General features: G+C 60.1%; 21 protein-coding genes. 18 read left to right on the top strand and 3 right to left on the bottom strand.

Translation table 11 applies throughout. From position 1 onward, the window contains the following. The first annotated feature begins 4 nt into the window (after nucleotides 1–4). Both rpoC and AC5STB_RS03650 read left to right on the top strand, forming a co-directional pair. Nucleotides 5–4249, top strand: coding sequence for a DNA-directed RNA polymerase subunit beta' (gene rpoC, locus AC5STB_RS03655; protein ID WP_495441624.1), 4245 nt, complete (start codon nucleotides 5–7; stop codon nucleotides 4247–4249). Between the two features lie 143 nt (nucleotides 4250–4392). Further along, on the top strand, nucleotides 4393–5277 hold the full coding sequence (locus AC5STB_RS03650; RefSeq protein ID WP_495441623.1) for a DMT family transporter: 885 nt from the start codon (nucleotides 4393–4395) through the stop codon (nucleotides 5275–5277). Here AC5STB_RS03650 and AC5STB_RS03645 read toward each other — a convergent pair. After that, the gene (locus AC5STB_RS03645) at nucleotides 5246–6070 is read right to left on the bottom strand and encodes a putative rhamnosyl transferase (RefSeq protein WP_495441622.1); all 825 of its coding nucleotides are present in this window, start codon (nucleotides 6068–6070) and stop codon (nucleotides 5246–5248) included. The genes AC5STB_RS03650 and AC5STB_RS03645 overlap by 32 nt on opposite strands. 372 nt (nucleotides 6071–6442) lie before the next feature. On the opposite strand from AC5STB_RS03645, the gene rpsL reads away from it, so the two are divergent. The 9 genes from rpsL (at nucleotide 6443) to AC5STB_RS03600 (ending at nucleotide 13833) form a co-directional block, all read left to right on the top strand. Next, a complete protein-coding gene (gene rpsL, locus AC5STB_RS03640; RefSeq protein ID WP_019298617.1) occupies nucleotides 6443–6814 on the top strand; it encodes a 30S ribosomal protein S12 in 372 nt (123 codons plus the stop codon). A 15-nt stretch (nucleotides 6815–6829) separates the two neighbouring features. Next, nucleotides 6830–7300 carry a 30S ribosomal protein S7 gene (gene rpsG, locus AC5STB_RS03635; protein ID WP_495441621.1) on the top strand — a complete coding sequence of 157 codons (471 nt, stop codon included), beginning with the start codon at nucleotides 6830–6832 and terminating at the stop codon, nucleotides 7298–7300. 18 nt (nucleotides 7301–7318) lie between these two features. Then, nucleotides 7319–9436 (top strand): elongation factor G, encoded by a 2118-nt coding sequence (gene fusA / locus AC5STB_RS03630; protein ID WP_495441620.1) that lies wholly within the window; start codon nucleotides 7319–7321, stop codon nucleotides 9434–9436. Nucleotides 9437–9499: 63 nt separating this feature from the next. Continuing rightward, the gene (gene tuf / locus AC5STB_RS03625) at nucleotides 9500–10675 is read left to right on the top strand and encodes an elongation factor Tu (protein WP_495441619.1); all 1176 of its coding nucleotides are present in this window, start codon (nucleotides 9500–9502) and stop codon (nucleotides 10673–10675) included. Between the two features lie 284 nt (nucleotides 10676–10959). Continuing rightward, nucleotides 10960–11619, top strand: a complete 660-nt coding sequence (locus AC5STB_RS03620; protein ID WP_495441618.1) for an SLATT domain-containing protein — start codon at nucleotides 10960–10962, stop codon at nucleotides 11617–11619. A gap of 269 nt (nucleotides 11620–11888) precedes the next feature. Then, entirely contained in the window at nucleotides 11889–12203 is a 315-nt protein-coding gene (rpsJ, locus tag AC5STB_RS03615) for a 30S ribosomal protein S10 (protein WP_019298501.1), read from the top strand. Nucleotides 12204–12221: 18 nt separating this feature from the next. Next, on the top strand, nucleotides 12222–12926 hold the full coding sequence (gene rplC, locus AC5STB_RS03610) for a 50S ribosomal protein L3 (RefSeq protein ID WP_495441617.1): 705 nt from the start codon (nucleotides 12222–12224) through the stop codon (nucleotides 12924–12926). Further along, complete coding sequence (gene rplD, locus AC5STB_RS03605; protein WP_495441616.1) at nucleotides 12923–13540, top strand: 50S ribosomal protein L4; 618 nt, start codon at nucleotides 12923–12925, stop codon at nucleotides 13538–13540. Before rplC ends, rplD begins: the two co-directional genes overlap by 4 nt. Then, entirely contained in the window at nucleotides 13537–13833 is a 297-nt protein-coding gene (locus AC5STB_RS03600; RefSeq protein ID WP_039188990.1) for a 50S ribosomal protein L23, read from the top strand. The genes rplD and AC5STB_RS03600 overlap by 4 nt, the downstream gene beginning before the upstream one ends. Nucleotides 13834–14084: 251 nt before the next feature. Here AC5STB_RS03600 and AC5STB_RS03595 read toward each other — a convergent pair whose 3' ends face one another. Then, entirely contained in the window at nucleotides 14085–14630 is a 546-nt protein-coding gene (locus AC5STB_RS03595; protein WP_259964740.1) for a hypothetical protein, read from the bottom strand. Then, on the bottom strand, nucleotides 14623–14910 hold the full coding sequence (locus AC5STB_RS03590) for a hypothetical protein (protein ID WP_495441615.1): 288 nt from the start codon (nucleotides 14908–14910) through the stop codon (nucleotides 14623–14625). Before AC5STB_RS03590 ends, AC5STB_RS03595 begins: the two co-directional genes overlap by 8 nt. A gap of 746 nt (nucleotides 14911–15656) precedes the next feature. On the opposite strand from AC5STB_RS03590, the gene rplB reads away from it, so the two are divergent. The 7 genes from rplB (at nucleotide 15657) to AC5STB_RS03555 (ending at nucleotide 19801) form a co-directional block, all read left to right on the top strand. Beyond that, the gene (gene rplB, locus AC5STB_RS03585; protein WP_019297986.1) at nucleotides 15657–16499 is read left to right on the top strand and encodes a 50S ribosomal protein L2; all 843 of its coding nucleotides are present in this window, start codon (nucleotides 15657–15659) and stop codon (nucleotides 16497–16499) included. Nucleotides 16500–16502: 3 nt separating this feature from the next. Beyond that, a complete protein-coding gene (rpsS, locus tag AC5STB_RS03580; RefSeq protein WP_024088539.1) occupies nucleotides 16503–16781 on the top strand; it encodes a 30S ribosomal protein S19 in 279 nt (92 codons plus the stop codon). A 3-nt stretch (nucleotides 16782–16784) separates the two neighbouring features. Beyond that, on the top strand, nucleotides 16785–17165 hold the full coding sequence (gene rplV, locus AC5STB_RS03575; protein WP_008557868.1) for a 50S ribosomal protein L22: 381 nt from the start codon (nucleotides 16785–16787) through the stop codon (nucleotides 17163–17165). After that, entirely contained in the window at nucleotides 17165–17875 is a 711-nt protein-coding gene (rpsC, locus tag AC5STB_RS03570; RefSeq protein ID WP_495441613.1) for a 30S ribosomal protein S3, read from the top strand. The genes rplV and rpsC overlap by 1 nt, the downstream gene beginning before the upstream one ends. A gap of 12 nt (nucleotides 17876–17887) precedes the next feature. After that, nucleotides 17888–18301 carry a 50S ribosomal protein L16 gene (rplP, locus tag AC5STB_RS03565; RefSeq protein ID WP_495441612.1) on the top strand — a complete coding sequence of 138 codons (414 nt, stop codon included), beginning with the start codon at nucleotides 17888–17890 and terminating at the stop codon, nucleotides 18299–18301. A 333-nt stretch (nucleotides 18302–18634) separates the two neighbouring features. Beyond that, nucleotides 18635–18958: a hypothetical protein gene (locus AC5STB_RS03560; protein WP_495441611.1), complete on the top strand. Its 324-nt coding sequence runs from the start codon at nucleotides 18635–18637 to the stop codon at nucleotides 18956–18958. Between the two features lie 222 nt (nucleotides 18959–19180). Next, nucleotides 19181–19801, top strand: coding sequence for a 2OG-Fe(II) oxygenase family protein (locus tag AC5STB_RS03555; RefSeq protein ID WP_495441610.1), 621 nt, complete (start codon nucleotides 19181–19183; stop codon nucleotides 19799–19801). Nucleotides 19802–19859: the final 58 nt, after the last annotated feature.

Below are 19859 nucleotides of genomic sequence, written 5' to 3'. Positions count from 1 at the left end.
CAAAATGAACCAGGAAATCACCAACAACCCGTTCAACCCGCTGACGCCGCCCAAGGTCTTTGATGAAATCAAAGTCTCGCTGGCGTCGCCGGAACGGATCCTGTCTTGGTCTTACGGCGAAATCAAAAAGCCTGAGACCATCAACTACCGGACCTTCAAACCGGAGCGCGACGGCCTGTTCTGCGCCCGGATCTTTGGCCCGATCAAGGACTACGAGTGCCTGTGCGGCAAATATAAGCGGATGAAATACCGCGGCGTCGTCTGTGAAAAATGCGGCGTCGAAGTTACCCTGCAGAAAGTGCGCCGCGAGCGCATGGGCCACATCGAACTGGCGGCACCTGTTGCGCACATCTGGTTCCTGAAGTCGCTGCCGTCCCGCATCGGCCTGATGCTGGACATGACCCTGCGCGATCTGGAACGGGTTCTGTACTTTGAAAACTACGTTGTCATCGAGCCGGGCCTGACCGACCTCAGCTACGGCCAGATGATGACCGAAGAAGAGTATATGGACGCCCAGGATGCCTATGGCATGGACGCCTTCACCGCCAACATCGGCGCTGAAGCAATCCGTGACATGCTGGCCCAGATCGACCTGGAATCGGAAGCCGAAACGCTGCGCGCCGAACTGGCCGAAGCGACCGGCGAACTGAAGCCCAAGAAGATCATCAAGCGTCTGAAAGTCGTGGAGAGCTTCCTGGAATCGGGCAACCGTCCGGAATGGATGATCATGACCGTGATCCCGGTCATCCCGCCGGAACTGCGCCCGCTGGTTCCGCTGGACGGCGGCCGCTTTGCGACCTCCGACCTCAATGACCTGTACCGCCGCGTGATCAACCGGAACAACCGCCTGAAGCGGCTGATCGAACTGCGCGCGCCGGACATCATCGTCCGCAACGAAAAGCGGATGCTGCAGGAATCCGTGGACGCGCTGTTTGACAACGGCCGCCGCGGCCGCGTCATCACCGGCGCCAACAAGCGTCCGCTGAAGTCGCTGTCCGACATGCTGAAAGGCAAGCAGGGCCGCTTCCGCCAGAACCTTCTGGGTAAGCGCGTCGACTTCTCCGGCCGTTCGGTGATTGTGACCGGTCCCGAGCTGAAGCTGCACCAGTGCGGCCTGCCCAAGAAGATGGCGCTGGAGCTGTTCAAGCCCTTCATCTACTCGCGTCTGGAGGCCAAAGGTCTTTCCAGCACCGTGAAGCAGGCGAAGAAGCTGGTCGAGAAAGAGCGTCCCGAAGTTTGGGATATTCTGGATGAGGTGATCCGCGAGCACCCGGTGATGCTGAACCGCGCACCGACGCTGCACCGTCTGGGTATCCAGGCGTTCGAACCCACGCTGATCGAAGGTAAAGCCATCCAGCTGCACCCGCTGGTCTGCTCGGCGTTCAACGCGGACTTTGACGGTGACCAGATGGCTGTGCACGTCCCGCTGAGCCTTGAGGCCCAGCTGGAAGCGCGCGTCCTGATGATGTCCACCAACAACGTTCTGTCGCCCGCCAACGGCGCGCCGATCATCGTTCCGTCGCAGGATATGATTCTGGGTCTCTACTATGTGACCCTGGAGCGCGAAGGCATGCCCGGCGAAGGCAAGATCTTTGGCACCATCGACGAGGTTCAGCACGCGCTGGACGCCGGCGAAGTGCACCTGCACACCAAGATCACCGCGCGGATCACCCAGATCGACGAGGAAGGCAACGAGGTTCTCCAGCGTTTTGAGACCACCCCGGGCCGTGTCCGTCTGGGCGCGCTGCTGCCGAAAAACGCCAAGGCGCCGTTTGAACTGGTCAACCGCCTGCTGCGGAAGAAAGAAGTGCAGCAGGTCATCGACACCGTCTACCGCTATTGCGGCCAGAAAGAGTCGGTTATCTTCTGCGACCAGATCATGACCATGGGCTTCCGCGAAGCGTTCAAGGCCGGCATCTCGTTCGGCAAGGACGACATGGTGATCCCGGACACCAAGTGGACCATCGTCGATGACACCCGCGACCAGGTTAAAGACTTCGAACAGCAGTACATGGACGGCCTGATCACCCAGGGCGAAAAGTACAACAAAGTTGTCGATGCCTGGTCGAAGTGTAACGACAAGGTCACTGACGCGATGATGGGCACTATCTCCGCTGACAAGCGGGACGAGAACGGCGCCGTGATGGAACCGAACTCGGTCTACATGATGGCCCACTCCGGTGCGCGTGGCTCGGTTACTCAGATGAAACAGCTGGGCGGCATGCGCGGCCTGATGGCCAAGCCGAACGGCGACATCATCGAGACCCCGATCATCTCGAACTTTAAAGAAGGCCTGACCGTTCTAGAGTACTTCAACTCGACCCACGGTGCCCGTAAGGGTCTGTCGGATACCGCGCTTAAGACGGCGAACTCGGGTTACCTGACCCGCCGTCTGGTGGACGTGGCGCAGGACTGCATCGTTCGCGAGATCGATTGCGGCACCGAGCGTGCGATCACCGCAGAAGCGGCTGTGAACGACGGTGAGGTGGTGGCCAGCTTGGGCGAGCGCATTCTGGGCCGTGTGGCTGCGGATGACATCAATCGCCCCGGCACCGAAGAGATCATCGTGGCCGCCGGCCAGCTGATCGACGAGCGCATGGCGGATGCAGTGGAAGAGGCCGGCGTGCAGTCGACCCGTATCCGCTCGCCGCTGACCTGTGAAAGCGAAGAGGGCGTCTGCGCCATGTGCTACGGCCGCGACCTGGCCCGCGGCACCCGCGTGAACACCGGCGAGGCCGTCGGCATCATCGCGGCGCAGTCGATCGGTGAACCCGGCACCCAGCTGACCATGCGGACCTTCCACATCGGCGGTGTTGCGCAGGGTGGCCAGCAGTCGTTCCAGGAAGCGTCGCAGGAAGGCAAGATCGTCTTCGAGAACCCCAACACCCTGGAGAACGCCAACGGCGAGACCCTGGTTGTGGGCCGCAACATGAAACTGATCATTCAGGACGAGCACGGCGAGGAACGCGCCAGCCACAAGCTGGGTTACGGTTCCAAACTGTTCGTCAAGGAAGGCCAGGACATTGCGCGCGGCGACAAGCTGTACGAATGGGACCCCTACACACTGCCGATTATCGCCGAGAAGCCGGGTACCGCGAAATACGTGGACCTGATCTCGGGGATCGCTGTGCGTGACGAGACCGACGAAGCCACCGGCATGACCCAGAAGATCGTGATCGACTGGCGTGCGGCTCCGAAGGGCTCTGACCTGAAGCCGGAAATCATTCTGGTGGACAGCGACGGCGAGCCGGTCCGCAACGACAACGGCAACCCGCTGACCTACCCGATGTCCGTGGACGCCATTCTGTCGGTCGAAGACGGCCAGCAGATCATGGCAGGCGACGTTGTTGCGCGTATCCCGCGTGAAGGCGCCAAGACCAAGGACATCACCGGGGGTCTGCCGCGTGTTGCGGAACTGTTCGAAGCCCGCCGTCCCAAGGACCACGCGATCATCGCCGAACTCGATGGCCACGTGCGTTTCGGCCGCGACTACAAGAACAAGCGCCGCATCGCGATTGATCCTGTGGACGAGTCGCTGGAGCCCGTCGAATACATGGTGCCCAAAGGCAAGCACATCCCGGTTGTGGAAGGTGACTTTGTCCAGAAGGGCGACTACATCATGGACGGCAACCCGGCGCCGCATGACATCCTGTCCATCATGGGTGTCGAGGCACTGGCGAACTACATGATCGACGAGGTTCAGGACGTCTACCGCCTGCAGGGTGTGAAGATCAACGACAAGCACATCGAGGTGATCGTCCGCCAGATGCTGCAGAAGTGGGAGATCTCCGACTCCGGCGAGACCACGCTGCTGAAAGGCGAACACGTGGACAAGCAGGAGTTTGACGCCGCCAATGAGAAGGCGCTGGCCCGCGGCAAGCGTCCGGCTCAGGGCGAACCGATCCTGCTCGGCATCACCAAGGCGTCGCTGCAGACCCGTTCCTTCATCTCGGCGGCCTCCTTCCAGGAGACCACCCGGGTTCTCACCGAGGCTTCGGTGCAGGGCAAGAAGGACAAGCTGGTCGGTCTCAAGGAGAACGTCATCGTGGGCCGCCTGATCCCGGCCGGCACCGGCGGCGCGACCCAGGCTGTGCGCAGCATTGCCCAAGGCCGCGACAACGTGGTTCTGGAAGCCCGCCGCGAAGAAGCCGAAGCCGCTGCAGCCCTGGCTGCGCCGGTGATGGACGAGGACGTGATGGGCGGCAGCGACCTGGACAACCTGGTCGAAACCCCGGAAAGCCGCGACTAAGCTGCGGCGCCTGACGAACAGTAAAAGCCCCCGCATGGTTGCATGCGGGGGCTTTTTCATTTCTGCGGCTGCGGCTATCTGTTGCCGGGCAGGGAGGGCGCAGTGATGGATGTCAGGCTGCAGATAATTACAGCGGGGCGGCGATGACCCCGAACCAGACCGGTGCGCTGCTGATGACCGGGGCGATGGCGGCCTATACGTTCAACGATGCGCTGGTAAAGCTGATCGGCGGCGCGCTGCCGCTGCCGCAGATCCTGACCATCCGGGGCATTGCGGCCAGTTTCCTGATCTATCTTCTGGCATTGCGGCTGGGCGGCCTGCGGGTCCGGCTGCCGGGCCGCGCCTGGGGGATGATCGCCCTGCGCTGTGCGGGCGAGGTGTCGGCCACCTATCTGTTCCTGACCGCGCTGATGCGCATGCCGATCGCCAATGTCACCGCGGTGCTGCAGGTGCTGCCGCTGGCGGTGACGCTGAGCGCGGCGCTGTTCCTGCAGGAGCCGGTGGGCTGGCGCCGGATGGCGGCGATTGCCGCGGGCTTCTGCGGCATGCTGCTGATCGTGCGGCCGGGGCCGGAGGGGTTCAGCGACGGTGCGCTTTATGCGCTGGCGGCGGTGGCCTGTATAACCGCCCGCGACCTGGTCACCCGCCGGATGCCGCCCGAGGTGTCGTCGATGACCGTGACCCTGGCGTCCTCAGTGTCGGTGCTGGTATTCGGGATCGCCGCTTCAGCGGTGGTGGACTGGCAGCCGGTGAGCGGCAGTGATCTTCTGATCCTGACGGGTGCGGCGCTGTTCATCTTCGGCGGCTACCTGTGCTCGGTTATGACCATGCGGGTGGGCGAGATCGCGGTGATCGCGCCGTTGCGCTATAGCGGGCTTTTGTGGGCGCTGCTGCTGGGCTGGCTGGTGTTCGGTGAATGGCCGGACGCGGTGACCCTGGCGGGGGCCGCCATAGTCGCGTGTGCAGGGATTTTCACCTTTTACCGCGAACGGCAGGTCAGCCGCAGGTCCCGCTCTGCTTTGCATTGAACGCTTCGCGGACCTTGCCGGCGCTGATGCCGAACAGGGTCGCAAACTCCCGTTCCTCCTTGACGGTCAGCGGCGCAACTTCCACTTCCTTGGCGCGCCGCTGCCGGGAATCGTTGTAGCCGTTGTGGCTGCGCACCCACATCGGCATATCGGTGATGGTGACCGTGGGCATGTGATGGTGGATGCGGTGGTGGGAGAAGTTCATGATTGAGCGGCGGGTGCCGCCGGCGGCATACATTCCCAGCGCCGGGGTGGCATAGGGGCTGATGGCGGGGGCGGCTGCAATGCCTTCGGGGCCGAATTGCGCGATATAGCCCCGGTTGAAGTCGATGGCAGCGGCGTGGGTCCTGGCAAACAGGGCAGCGCAGTCGCGCGCGGTTTCCCGCAGCCGCTCGACAAAATCGGTTGCCACCGCGTCGTCGTCGTCGGCCCGGAACTGCAGGCAAGGCTTGTCCCGGTCGGTGCGGGCGGCATTCAACAGGTTCTGCATGACTGAGCGGTGGCGGCCAGGCGGTTCAGCGCGGATCGTCACCTGGGGCATGCCGGCGGTCAGGTCGTGCAGCCGGTCCCGGTGCGCCCGGGGCAGGCTGTCGCCGATCACCAGGATGAAGTCGAAGTCCTGATCGGTTTGCTTCTGCAGGGCGGGCAGGGCGACGGTTTCAAACAGCCGGAACCGCTCTTGCATCCGTTCTTCGGCGTAGAGATAGGCGATCCGTTCCTCGATGGTTTCATGCTCGATCTGAAACCCGCCGAGCGCCGGGTAGGAAAACCGGCACAGCCCGATGACCTGCATAATGAAATCCGTTTGTTGCCAATGCCTGCAGCAGCGACTATGGCGGGCCGGGCGCCGCCTGGCAACTGCCGGAACACGGTAATCCGGCGGGCGCGCGGGCAGGGCGGCCCGGCTGCTGTTGACAACCTGCGCGACTCCCAATATATGCGCGCCTATCCGGCACCCGGAGTGTATTCTTCGAAAGCCGAATTCAAAATTGCAGTGGCTCAAGGTCCGGGCACTTTTACCACCCGGATCCTCTGTAAACACACCGCGTCGTCTCACCTCGGAATGGGAGCGATTGCGGTTTTTGCGCTTGTGGACGCACAGGTGCAGCGAAATCACCCGCACGCGCCGGCGTGCATGACAAGTTGCTAAACGGGGAATACCTGAATGCCAACGATCCAGCAGCTGATCCGCAAGCCGCGTCAGCCGAAGCGTAAAGTTTCGAAGTCCCAGCACCTCGAGCAGTGCCCGCAGAAGCGCGGCGTCTGCACCCGCGTGTACACCACCACTCCGAAGAAACCGAACTCCGCTATGCGGAAAGTTGCGAAGGTCCGCCTGACCAACGGTTACGAAGTGATCTCCTACATCCCCGGTGAAAGCCACAACCTTCAGGAACACTCTGTGGTTCTGATCCGCGGCGGCCGTGTAAAAGACCTTCCGGGTGTCCGTTACCACATCCTGCGCGGTGTTCTGGATACCCAGGGCGTCAAAGACCGTAAGCAGCGCCGCTCGAAGTACGGCGCGAAGCGTCCTAAGTAAGAAGGAGAGGCTGATATGTCACGTCGTCACGCCGCTGAAAAACGCGAAGTTCTGCCCGACGCCAAGTTCGGCGACCGCGTTCTGACCAAATTCATGAACAACCTGATGATCGACGGCAAGAAGTCGGTCGCAGAGCGTATCGTCTACAACGCGTTCGACCGCGTTGAGACCAAGATCAAGCGCGCTCCGGTTGAAGTCTTCCACGAAGCGCTGGACAACATCAAACCGTCCGTCGAGGTCCGCTCCCGCCGTGTTGGCGGTGCGACCTACCAGGTTCCGGTTGAAGTCCGCCCCGAGCGCCGCGAAGCGCTGGCCATCCGCTGGCTGATCACTGCCGCGCGCAACCGCAACGAAAACACCATGGAAGAGCGCCTTGCAGGCGAGCTGCTGGACGCTGTCCAGTCCCGTGGCACCGCGGTTAAGAAACGCGAAGACACCCACAAGATGGCAGAGGCCAACAAAGCCTTCTCCCATTACCGCTGGTAAGCTAGAGGACCTAGACCTATGGCACGCGAATATCCGCTCGAACTGTACCGTAACTTCGGTATCATGGCGCACATCGATGCAGGTAAAACCACCTGCTCCGAGCGCATCCTGTATTACACCGGCAAATCCCACAACATCGGTGAGGTGCACGACGGTGCAGCCACCATGGACTGGATGGAGCAGGAACAGGAACGCGGCATCACCATCACCTCGGCTGCGACCACCACCTTCTGGGAACGCACCGAGGACGGTCAGACCGCTGACTCGCCCAAGCACCGCCTGAACATCATCGACACCCCCGGCCACGTTGACTTCACCATCGAAGTCGAGCGTTCGCTGGCGGTTCTCGACGGTGCCGTCTGTGTTCTGGACGCCAACGCCGGTGTTGAGCCGCAGACCGAAACCGTGTGGCGTCAGGCTGACCGCTACAAGGTTCCGCGCATGGTGTTCGTCAACAAGATGGACAAGATCGGCGCCGACTTCTTCAACTGCGTTGAAATGATCGAAGACCGTACCGGCGCCCGCGCGGTTCCGGTTGGTGTGCCGATCGGCGCCGAGACCGAGCTGGAAGGCCTGGTTGACCTGGTCAACATGGAAGAATGGCTGTGGCAGGGCGAAGACCTTGGCGCGTCGTGGGTCAAAGCACCGATCCGCGAAAGCCTGCAGGACATGGCTGACGAATGGCGCGGCAAGATGATCGAAGCGGCCGTCGAAATGGACGACGACGCGATGGAAGCCTATCTGGAAGGCGAAGAGCCCGACGTGCCGACCCTGCGCAAACTGCTGCGCAAAGGCACCCTGGAACTGGCGTTTGTGCCGGTCCTGGGCGGTTCCGCGTTCAAGAACAAAGGCGTTCAGCCGCTGCTCAACGCTGTGATCGACTACCTGCCCAGCCCGCTGGACGTTGTTGATTACATGGGCTTCAAACCCGGCGACGAGACTGAAACCCGTGACATCGCCCGCCGCGCGGACGACGAAATGGCGTTCTCTGGTCTGGCGTTCAAGATCATGAACGACCCGTTTGTCGGCTCGCTGACCTTCACCCGCATCTACTCCGGCGTCCTGAACAAGGGCGACACGCTGCTGAACTCGACCAAAGGCCGTAAAGAGCGCGTTGGCCGGATGATGATGATGCACTCGAACAACCGTGAGGAAATCACGGAAGCGTTCGCGGGCGACATCATCGCGCTGGCAGGCCTGAAGGACACCACCACCGGTGACACCCTTTGCGCCGTCAACGACCCCGTCGTTCTGGAAACCATGACCTTCCCGGATCCGGTGATCGAGATCGCGGTTGAGCCGAAAACCAAGGCCGACCAGGAGAAAATGTCCCAGGGTCTGCAGCGTCTGGCTGCCGAAGACCCCTCCTTCCGCGTCGAGACCGACATTGAGTCCGGTCAGACCATCATGAAGGGCATGGGCGAACTTCACCTGGACATCCTGGTTGACCGTCTGAAGCGTGAATTCAAGGTTGAAGCCAACATCGGTGCGCCGCAGGTGGCCTACCGCGAGACCATCTCCAAAGAGGTCGAGCATTCCTACACCCACAAGAAACAGTCGGGTGGTTCGGGCCAGTTTGCCGAGGTGAAACTGATCATCTCGCCGACAGAAGCAGGCGAAGGCTACTCCTTCGAATCCCGTATCGTTGGCGGTGCGGTTCCGAAGGAATACATCCCGGGCGTCGAAAAAGGCATCCAGTCCGTCATGGACAGCGGCCCGCTGGCCGGCTTCCCCGTGATCGACTTCAAGGTTGCCCTGATCGACGGTAAGTTCCACGACGTGGACTCCTCGGTTCTGGCCTTTGAAATCGCCGCCCGCATGGGCATGCGTGAAGGCATGCGCAAGGCTGGTGCGAAACTGCTCGAGCCGGTGATGAAAGTCGAAGTGATCACCCCGGAAGAATACACCGGCGGCATCATCGGCGACCTGACATCCCGCCGCGGCCAGGTGTCCGGCCAGGAGAACCGCGGCAACGCAATCGCGATCGACGCGTTTGTGCCGCTGGCGAACATGTTCGGCTACATCAACACCCTGCGTTCGATGAGCTCGGGCCGCGCCCAGTTCACCATGCAGTTCGACCATTACGAACCGGTTCCGCAGAACATCTCGGAAGAGATCCAGGCGAAATTCGCGTAAGCGTCAGCAAATAAGGGGGTTCGCAAGTGTTGCGGACCCCTCTCGAAACAAAAGGAGGCCATCATGGCTAAGGAAAAGTTTGAACGCAATAAACCGCACGTCAACATCGGCACCATCGGCCACGTTGACCACGGCAAGACCACTCTGACCGCGGCTATCACCAAATACTTCGGTGACTTCAAAGCCTACGACCAGATCGACGGCGCCCCGGAAGAAAAAGCCCGCGGCATCACCATCTCGACCGCGCACGTGGAATACGAGACCGACAACCGCCACTACGCGCACGTCGACTGCCCCGGCCACGCCGACTATGTGAAGAACATGATCACCGGTGCGGCGCAGATGGACGGCGCGATCCTGGTTGTGAACGCTGCTGACGGCCCGATGCCGCAGACCCGCGAGCACATCCTGCTGGGCCGCCAGGTTGGCATCCCGAAGATGGTCGTGTTCATGAACAAAGTGGACCAGGTCGACGACGAAGAGCTCCTGGAGCTGGTCGAAATGGAAATCCGCGAGCTGCTGTCCTCCTACGAGTACCCGGGCGACGATATCCCGATCATCGCAGGCTCCGCTCTGGCCGCAATGGAAGGCAACAAGCCGGAAATCGGCGAAGAGAAAATCAAAGAGCTGATGGCGGCTGTTGATGACTACATCGACACCCCCGAGCGCGCGGTTGACCAGCCGTTCCTGATGCCGATCGAAGACGTGTTCTCGATCTCCGGCCGCGGCACCGTTGTTACGGGGCGTGTTGAGCGCGGCGTGATCAACGTTGGCGACTCGATCGAAATCGTCGGCATCCGCGACACCACCACCACCACCTGCACCGGTGTGGAAATGTTCCGCAAACTGCTGGACCGCGGTGAAGCCGGCGACAACATCGGCGCGCTGCTGCGCGGCGTCGACCGTGACGGCGTTGAGCGCGGCCAGGTTCTGTGTAAGCCGGGCTCCGTGAAGCCGCACACCAAGTTCGAAGCTGAAGCCTATATCCTCACCAAGGAAGAAGGCGGCCGCCACACCCCGTTCTTCGCGAACTACCGTCCGCAGTTCTACTTCCGCACCACCGACGTGACCGGCACCGTGACCCTGCCGGAAGGCACCGAGATGGTGATGCCGGGCGACAACCTGAAGTTCGACGTGGAACTGATCGCGCCGATCGCGATGGAAAACGGCCTGCGCTTCGCCATCCGCGAAGGCGGCCGCACCGTCGGCGCCGGCGTCGTTTCCAAAATTACTGAGTGATTTTGGAAACAGTGGCGGCAGGCGGTTTTCCGACGGAAAACCGCTGAGAGCCACTCGGTTCTGATCTAAGAAAGGGCCGCTCAATCGAGCGGCCCTTTTTCTATGCACCAACGCCAGGACATGACCGGGCGCGGCCCGAACGCGGGGCGTCCGGGCGGGGTAGTTCCATTCTCCAGTATTTGCATAAACCGGTTTGAATAGAGGGGCGCAGGACTATGGGTTGTGTTTTTTGCCCGAAGTTCTATTCATTTGATCTAGAAAGGTTAATTGAGCAGGTTGAGCTAGTGTCTAAAGAAAAAATCGAAGCACGCGAAAAATTGTTGAAGGACATGAAACGTACAAAAGGTGTCCGGTTCAACGCTGCTAAGCGTCTTGAGCGTAGTGAAAGGCGCTCAACTCGGAACATTGCCTATGCGTCTTCCTTGGTCGTTGTGATAACGTTGATGCCTAAGTTCATCGACATGGCTGCATACTTTGAGAGCTTCATTGCTTTGGTCACGGTAGGGCTATCGATTTTCATACTGTCGTCCTCCCTACTTCATTCCTCAAATTCAGGGATGGTGAAGGCCGATCAATTTCAAAGATGCGCCCTCGAGGTTAACTCGCTTCGGCGTGAACTCCTCGCAAAGGAAGAAGAAGACTTGGACTTGCCAGATTTCGCTCGAAGGTATGACGAGATCCTAGGTCGGTACAACATAAACCACGAAACCGTCGATTATGACCAATACCGGTTGGCGCACCCGGATGAGTTTCCTGATCTTAAGAATGAGGAAGTTCTGACAGCACGACTCAATGTCAAACGTACAAGCAAGTTTGAACGGGCCTTTCAGGATGCCGTTACAGCATCTGCGGTTATTCTTGTGGTTGGGACTGCTGTTCTGTCTTTTCTTGAGGTGGATTTTGTTCGTTCGTTCGTCGCTACGTTGGTTCAGGGAAAGCCGTGAAGCAATAGGATTGGAGACCTCGAGACTTGTGCTTCAAGTTGTTCATTTTGAAAGTGACGATAGGTAAACAAACCCCAAACGCACCGCCCGCCCCAAACGCAACGGTTTCGCCGCGAACCCCCTTGCCACTCGGGGCTGCAGGGCGTATAGGGCGCGAGTTCGCTGATGCGAATAGGGGCGGGATGATTCCCGCCTTTTGGGTTCGATGAGGGGTTGCGGTGGTCGCAGGCCCTCCTCTCAACCCCAACGCCTGAATAAAAGGCTGTACGATGCAAAGCCAAAACATCCGTATCCGGCTGAAGGCATTTGACTATCGCGTGCTGGATGCGTCCACGCAAGAGATCGTCAACACTGCCAAGCGGACCGGCGCGCAAGTGCGCGGCCCGATCCCGATGCCGAACAAGATCGAGAAATTCACTGTTCTGCGTGGCCCCCACGTGGACAAGAAATCCCGCGACCAGTTCGAGATCCGCACCCACAAGCGCCTTCTCGATATCGTCGACCCGACCCCGCAGACCGTGGACGCGCTGATGAAGCTCGACCTGGCTGCCGGCGTTGACGTCGAAATCAAGCTGCAGTCGTAAGATCGGAGGGTATAGATTATGCGTTCCGGTATTATCGCAAAGAAAGTCGGCATGACCCGGCTGTTCCTGGAAGACGGTAAGCAGATCCCTGTGACCGTTCTGTCCCTGGACGGCCTGCAGGTCGTTGCTCAGCGCACCGAAGACAAAGACGGCTACACCGCCGTTCAGCTGGGTGCAGGCTCCGCCAAGGCAAAGCGCACCAGCCAAGCCATGCGCGGTGTTTTCGCAGCTGCCAAGGTTGAACCCAAGCGCAAGCTGGTCGAATTCCGCGTTCCCGCGGACGGCCTGATCGAAGTCGGCGCCGAGATCTCGGCCGAACACTTCCTGGCTGGCCAGAAAGTGGACGTCACCGGCACCTCGATCGGTAAAGGTTTCGCGGGTGCCATGAAACGGCACAACTTCGGCGGCCTGCGCGCCTCGCACGGTGTGTCGATCTCGCACCGTTCGCACGGTTCGACCGGTCAGTGTCAGGACCCGGGCAAGGTCTTCAAAGGCAAGAAAATGGCCGGCCACATGGGCGCAGCCCGCGTGACCACCCAGAACCTGGAAGTGGTGAAAACCGACGCCGAGCGCGGCCTGGTCTTCATCAAGGGCGCCGTTCCGGGCCCGAAATCCGGCTGGGTTACCGTCAAGGATGCCGTGAAGAAGAAAGCCCCCGAGGGTCTGCCTTTCCCGGCCGCTCTGAAAACTGCGGAAGCTTCCGCGGAAGGTGGTGAAGCATGAAACTTGACGTGATCAAACTGGACGGCGGCAAAGCGGGCGACATCGAGTTGTCCGAAGACCTGTTCGGCCTGGAGCCGCGTGCGGACATCCTGCACCGTGTGGTCCGCTGGCAGCGCAACAATGCGCAGCAGGGCACCCACAAGGTGAAGACCCGCTCGGAGACCTCCTACTCGACCAAGAAGATCTACCGCCAGAAGGGCACCGGCGGCGCACGCCACGGTGACCGCAACGCGCCGATCTTCCGCAAGGGCGGTATCTACAAAGGCCCCGTTGTCCGTTCGCACGGCCACGAGCTGACCAAGAAGTTCCGCAAGCTGGGCCTGCGCCATGCGCTGTCCGCCAAAGCGAAAGCGGGCGAGCTGGTCATCATCGAGGACGCTGCTTCCGAAGGCAAGACCGCAGCTTTGGCCAAGCAGGTGAAAAACCTGGGCTGGAAGCGCGCGCTGATCATCGACGGCGCATCGGTCAACGAAGGCTTTCTGCAAGCGTCGCGCAACATCGAAGGTCTGGACATCCTGCCGACCATCGGTGCCAACGTCTATGACATCCTGAAGCGTGACACCCTGGTGCTCACCAAGGCGGGTGTCGAAGCACTGGAGGCTCGTCTGAAATGAGCGTGAAGGCAGAACACTACGACGTGATCCGCAAGCCGATCATCACCGAGAAATCCACCATGGCGTCCGAAAACGGCGCAGTGGTGTTCGAGGTGGCAATCGACTCCAACAAGCCGATGATCAAGGAAGCCGTCGAGGCTCTCTTTGGCGTCAAGGTGAAAGCGGTCAACACCACCGTCACCAAGGGTAAGGTCAAGCGTTTCCGCGGCCAGATGGGCAAGCGTAAAGACGTGAAAAAAGCCTATGTGACCCTGGAAGAAGGCAACACCATCGACGTGTCCACCGGACTCTGAGATCCCGTGTCTTTGACAAGATTGAGAGGCCCTCGCGCAAGCGGGGGCCTTTTTCGTCGGGGCTTGGGGCTTGCAGGCATGGCGGGGTCCTTGAGGAAGCGTTGCCTTAAGGTATAGCCGCTGCCGGTTAAGATCCGCGAAGCCCTGCGCACGGTAGGTGCGCAACGGCCATAAAAGCGCTGAGCTGTGATCTTGCTCTCGGCGCGGAACCAAGGGCGCGGTCCGCCGCGCCGTGATCCGAATGGCGGAGGTTAGGATTGGGCAGGTAGACCCAATTCCGGCCCAACCTTGTCTTTGACTGCCGTTCTTGCTTGGGCTGCGCCTGGGCTGGTTATTAGGACCCAGGTGGCGAAGGCAATTTTGCTATTTGCGTTAGCTGCAAGAAGTCGGTTTATGCTGACTTCCGCAATGGCTACCCACTGCAAGGCTTCACTCTTTGTGGGTCGACACGTGGGGTCATAGTCCACGCGCTTTCTGGCGTATTGCAGCTGTACAAAAATGTCTGCGAAGCCTTCAATCTCCTCTGGAAAGCCAATTGATTTGGCTTTCGAGCAGGCATCCTTACTGGACCCGTGTGACAAGCCTCTATAGACCTCGACCCAAGCTCGGTTGGGGCGACTAGCATGATCATCGCCAACTAGGCTGTCTGCTGACACCCGCGCCAACGCGTGAAAAGCCGCAAAGTAGGCAGTGCTAATTGCTCTCCTCAGATCTGCTTGTGAAATGTCAGCATGATCTTCGTCGAGTAGCTTCTTGGCAGTTTGAATGAGACTTTCAGGTAACTGAGAGTCAGGCATGCGCCTCATGCCCGATTGAAGGGGTAATAATGGGGAAAAACTTGCCCCACTTTTCACCTTCACGCGCGAGCGAACGGCGAACTTTACCCGTTAGGCCAAAATAACTTTCTGCAAACTGTGTAGGATCGACGCTTGTGCTCACCAACAGGGTGATGCGAATTTCTCCGGCATCTGCATCCGCGATGACTTCTTCTATTTTAATTTCGGTTACCAACTCTTCGGGAAAGGCTTTGAAGACGGCTGCCTCAAGGTGCTCCCGTACTTGCTCTGGAATATTCATTTTTTGTCTTCTCCCTGTACGTGTAGGTTGGCATGCCTGCGCCCGCACGCAAAGAAAAAAATGTCGTGACTCGTGCTGAGGGTTATGTAGTATCGTGCGCCGCCCTTAACAATAGCTTAGTTCAGCGCACGCATAGGCGGATTCTTGCTTGACGTGCCTAGCGGAAAAGTGTTGCTTGGATAGCGGATGCCCGTCGTCATCTCCATTCCTCAATGGCTTCTAAGGTGAAGACCTATGAGGGGTTTTCACGAGACGCAGACTTATCTCTGCATTCGTGAGAAGGAGAAATCCAATGGCGACATCATGTAGTTGGCCGAAACCGGTGCACGTTCGCGCGTACGTCCGGTTCCGGCATGGGCGCTGGGAACACGTTATTTCCCATTGCCGGAGTTATCCGTCATAAAGGCGCTGCAACGCCGATGAAATGACAAGTCACTGACAAGATGGCGGGCATCTACTAACAAAACCTTAGCGCGACAATAGAGGATAGCGTAAAAACTATTTTGTTAAAGTCACAAGTTGTTGCAGAGGCGCAGTCATAGCCCCCTAGACTCCCCTCTGCATCACTGCTAAACGCCACCCATCCTGCAGACCCCGGATTCGTTCCGGGGTCGTTACGTTTGTCAGGATGTTCGAACTTGGGGACCTTCGGGGCCCTATAACTCAGGCACCTACGGGGGCCTTAAACATAGCGGGTCCAAAGACAAGAACCTAAGGGCCTGCACGCTAAACGGAAGACAGAAAGCATGGCACTCAAGTCGTATAAGCCGACGACGCCGGGCCAGCGTGGGCTGGTTCTGATCGACCGTTCGGAGCTTTGGAAAGGGCGTCCGGTCAAATCTCTCACTGAGGGTCTGACCAAATCGGGCGGCCGGAACAACACCGGACGGATCACTGCACGCCGCCGTGGCGGCGGCGCAAAGCGCCTCTACCGGATCGTTGACTTCAAACGGAACAAATTTGATGTAGCGGCCACCGTTGAGCGGATCGAATACGACCCGAACCGGACCGCATTCATCGCGCTGATCAAATACGAAGACGGCGAACAAGCCTACATCCTGGCGCCGCAGCGTCTGGCTGTTGGCGACAAGGTCGTCGCGTCTGCCAAGGCAGACATCAAGCCGGGCAACGCAATGCCGTTCTCGGGCATGCCGATCGGTACCATCGTTCACAACATCGAAATGAAGCCCGGCAAAGGCGGCCAGATCGCCCGTGCAGCCGGTACTTATGCTCAGTTCGTTGGCCGTGACGGCGGTTACGCTCAGATCCGCCTGTCCTCGGGCGAACTGCGCCTGGTGCGTCAGGAATGCATGGCCACCGTCGGTGCCGTGTCGAACCCGGACAACTCGAACCAGAACTTCGGTAAAGCCGGCCGTATGCGCCACAAGGGCAAGCGTCCTTCTGTGCGTGGTGTCGTCATGAACCCGATCGACCACCCCCACGGCGGTGGTGAAGGCCGGACCTCCGGTGGCCGCCACCCGGTGACCCCCTGGGGCAAACCGACCAAGGGCAAACGGACCCGCAACAAAAACAAGGCGTCGCAGAAGCTCATCGTTCGCTCGCGCCACGCCAAGAAGAAAGGCCGCTAATCCATGGCACGTTCCGTATGGAAAGGCCCCTTCGTTGATGCTTACGTCCTGAAAAAGGCCGAAGCAGCGCGTGAATCGGGCCGCAATGAAGTGATCAAGATCTGGTCGCGCCGTTCCACCATCCTGCCGCAGTTCGTCGGCCTGACCTTTGGTGTCTACAACGGCAAAAAGCACATCCCAGTCAACGTCTCGGAAGACATGATCGGTCAGAAGTTCGGTGAGTACTCGCCGACCCGCACCTATTATGGCCATGCCGCTGACAAAAAAGCGAAGCGGAAGTAAGTCATGGGTAAGGAAAAGAATCCCCGCCGCGTGGCAGACAACGAAGCAATGGCAAAACTGCGCATGCTCCGTACCTCCCCGCAGAAACTGAACCTGGTGGCTCAGATGATCCGCGGCAAGAAAGTCGAGAAGGCCCTGACCGACCTGACTTTCTCCAACAAGCGGATCGCGCAGGACGTGAAGAAATGCCTTCAGTCCGCCATCGCGAATGCTGAAAACAACCACAACCTGGACGTCGATGAACTGATCGTCGCCGAGGCATGGGTTGGCAAGAACCTGACCATGAAGCGCGGCCGTCCGCGTGCCCGTGGCCGGTTCGGCAAAATCCTGAAGCCGTTCGCGGAGATCACCATCAAGGTGCGTCAAGTTGAGGAGCAAGCCTAATGGGTCAGAAAGTCAATCCGATCGGCATGCGCCTGCAGGTGAACCGCACCTGGGACAGCCGCTGGTACGCCGACACCAAAGACTACGGTGATCTGCTGCTCGAGGACCTGAAAATCCGCGAGTTCATCAAGGACGAATGCAAGCAGGCAGGCATTGCGCGCGTGATCATCGAGCGCCCGCACAAAAAATGCCGCGTGACCATTCACACCGCCCGTCCGGGCGTCATCATCGGCAAGAAAGGCGCGGACATCGAAGTCCTGCGCAAGAAGCTGGCCAAGATGACCGACTCCGAGCTGCACCTCAACATCGTTGAAGTGCGCAAGCCGGAACTGGACGCACAGCTGGTCGGCGAGTCCATCGCTCAGCAGCTGGAGCGCCGTGTGTCCTTCCGCCGTGCCATGAAACGGGCCGTGCAGAACGCCATGCGCATGGGCGCCCTGGGTATCCGGGTGAACGTCGCTGGCCGTCTGGGCGGAGCGGAAATCGCGCGTACCGAATGGTACCGTGAGGGCCGCGTGCCGCTGCACACCCTGCGTGCCGACATCGATTACGCACACTCCGAAGCGATGACTCCCTATGGGATCATCGGGATCAAGGTCTGGATCTTCAAAGGTGAGATCATGGAGCACGATCCTTCGGCGCGTGACCGTAAAGCACAAGAAATCCAGGACGGCCCTGCACCCCGTGGTGCTGGTGGCGGCCGTCGCTAAGGAGGATTTGAGATGCTTCAGCCAAAGCGCACTAAATTCCGCAAGATGCACAAGGGCCGGATTCACGGCCTGGCAAAAGGCGGCTCCGACCTGAACTTCGGCACCTATGGCCTGAAGGCGACCCAGCCTGAGCGTGTGACTGCACGCCAGATCGAGGCTGCCCGCCGCGCCATGACCCGCCACATGAAGCGTCAGGGCCGTGTTTGGATCCGTATCTTCCCGGACACTCCGGTGACCTCGAAGCCGACCGAAGTCCGTATGGGTAAAGGTAAAGGCTCCGTGGACTACTGGGCAGCCAAGGTTAAGCCTGGCCGCGTAATGTTCGAGATCGACGGCGTCACCGACGAAGTCGCACGCGAGGCCCTGCGCCTGGCCGCGATGAAGCTGCCGGTCAAGACCCGCGTCGTGGTCCGCGAAGACTGGTAAACGGCGGCTCAGCCGCCGCGTGCGCAGCAGCCGTTTTTGCCTGCAAAAGCGGTGAGAGCGCACCCGGTTCCAAAAATCAAAGCCCCCGCTGAGAGATCAGCGGGGGCTTTTTCGTGTTCTCTCTGATCGATGCTGGAATTCCTGTGCGGCACCGCAGCCCGGGGCACATGACTAATTGTCCGGCATTTTACTTGGCCATCCTTTGTTAACGGGATGTGCAGGTTTTGTTCTCATCATCAACCTCAGGCAGTGTGTGCCCCGGCCGCTTTCCCTGGAATGGCGAGCGGCGGGAATGGTTTGAGTAATAGTGAAAGGGGAAACCCGATGATGCGAATGATGCTATCAGCAGCCCTGTGTTTCGGCCTGCCGGCCTGCAGTGCGGTGGAAAATGATCCGAATGATCTGTCGAACATGTTCGGCCCGGCGACCAATTACCGAAACCCCGCGGCGCAGCGGGAGGCGGTGAACAGCTTTGTCTCCCAGGAAACCGTGTCGCGCAGCGGCGATGCCGCGCATTGGACATCGCCGGACAACTGTACCTATTCACGCACCCAGGCGCCGGGCCGCCCGCCTGTCTGGTATCTGGTGCAGAACCCGCACCATGTGGGGATGCCGAATGCGCACCGCGGCTGTGCGATGACCGTGGTGGACGGCTGACGCAGCGGCCGGGCAGCTGCGGGGCTGTGCCGCGCCAGCCCGGGGCAGGGCTGGTGCACTGGCGGTCTCTCCCTCAGCGCATACCTTATCCAGCAATACCCGCAGCTCTTAGTGGATCACGGCCAGCAGCAGCTTTGGCCGACGGGACCGGCTGTATGGCTTGCCGCAGCTTCGGGCCGCGGGGGTCTCGCGCTTGCCTGCTGGCTGCGCTAAGACGGCGCCATGGCCCAGATTGAATCGCTCTTCGTGACCCGCCTCTACCGCGCGCAACTGTCCGAATACGGACCATCGGTTGACGCGCAGGAAATGGAAAACTCCTGCCTTGTCATTGCGGGCGATGACGACGCCGGCCAGGACTGGTGCGAGGAGAACGGCTACCCCGGCTATACCTCCTATGCTTCGCTGACCGATCTGCCCTGGCGGTTCCCGATCTTTGCCGACCTGGTGAAATCGCTGGACCAGCACGTCGCCGCTTTTGCGAAGGATCTTGAGTTCGATCTGGACGGGCGCGAACTCAAGCTGGAAGACCTCTGGATCAACATCCTGCCAGAGGGCGGCACCCATTCCAGCCATCTGCACCCGCATTCGGTGATCTCCGGCACCACCTATGTGTCAATGCCCGACGGGGCGAGCGCACTCAAACTGGAGGACCCGCGCTCCGCCCGGATGATGGCGGCGCCGACCCGCACCAAACAGGCCCGGCGCGAGCTGCAGCCCTTTATCTACATGAAACCGGACGTGGGCGATGTGCTGCTGTGGGAAAGCTGGCTGCGCCACGAGGTGCCGATGAACATGGCCGAGGACGAGCGGATCAGCGTCAGCTTCAACTACCGCTGGGACTGAGCGCCGTCCTGAAAAGGGTCAAGGGTACCATATCAGGCGCAAACGGGCGGAGCCACGC

The sequence above is a fragment of the Leisingera sp. CC-HEC093 genome (assembly GCF_059429195.1).
This window is presented reverse-complemented; position numbering and strand designations above follow the sequence as displayed.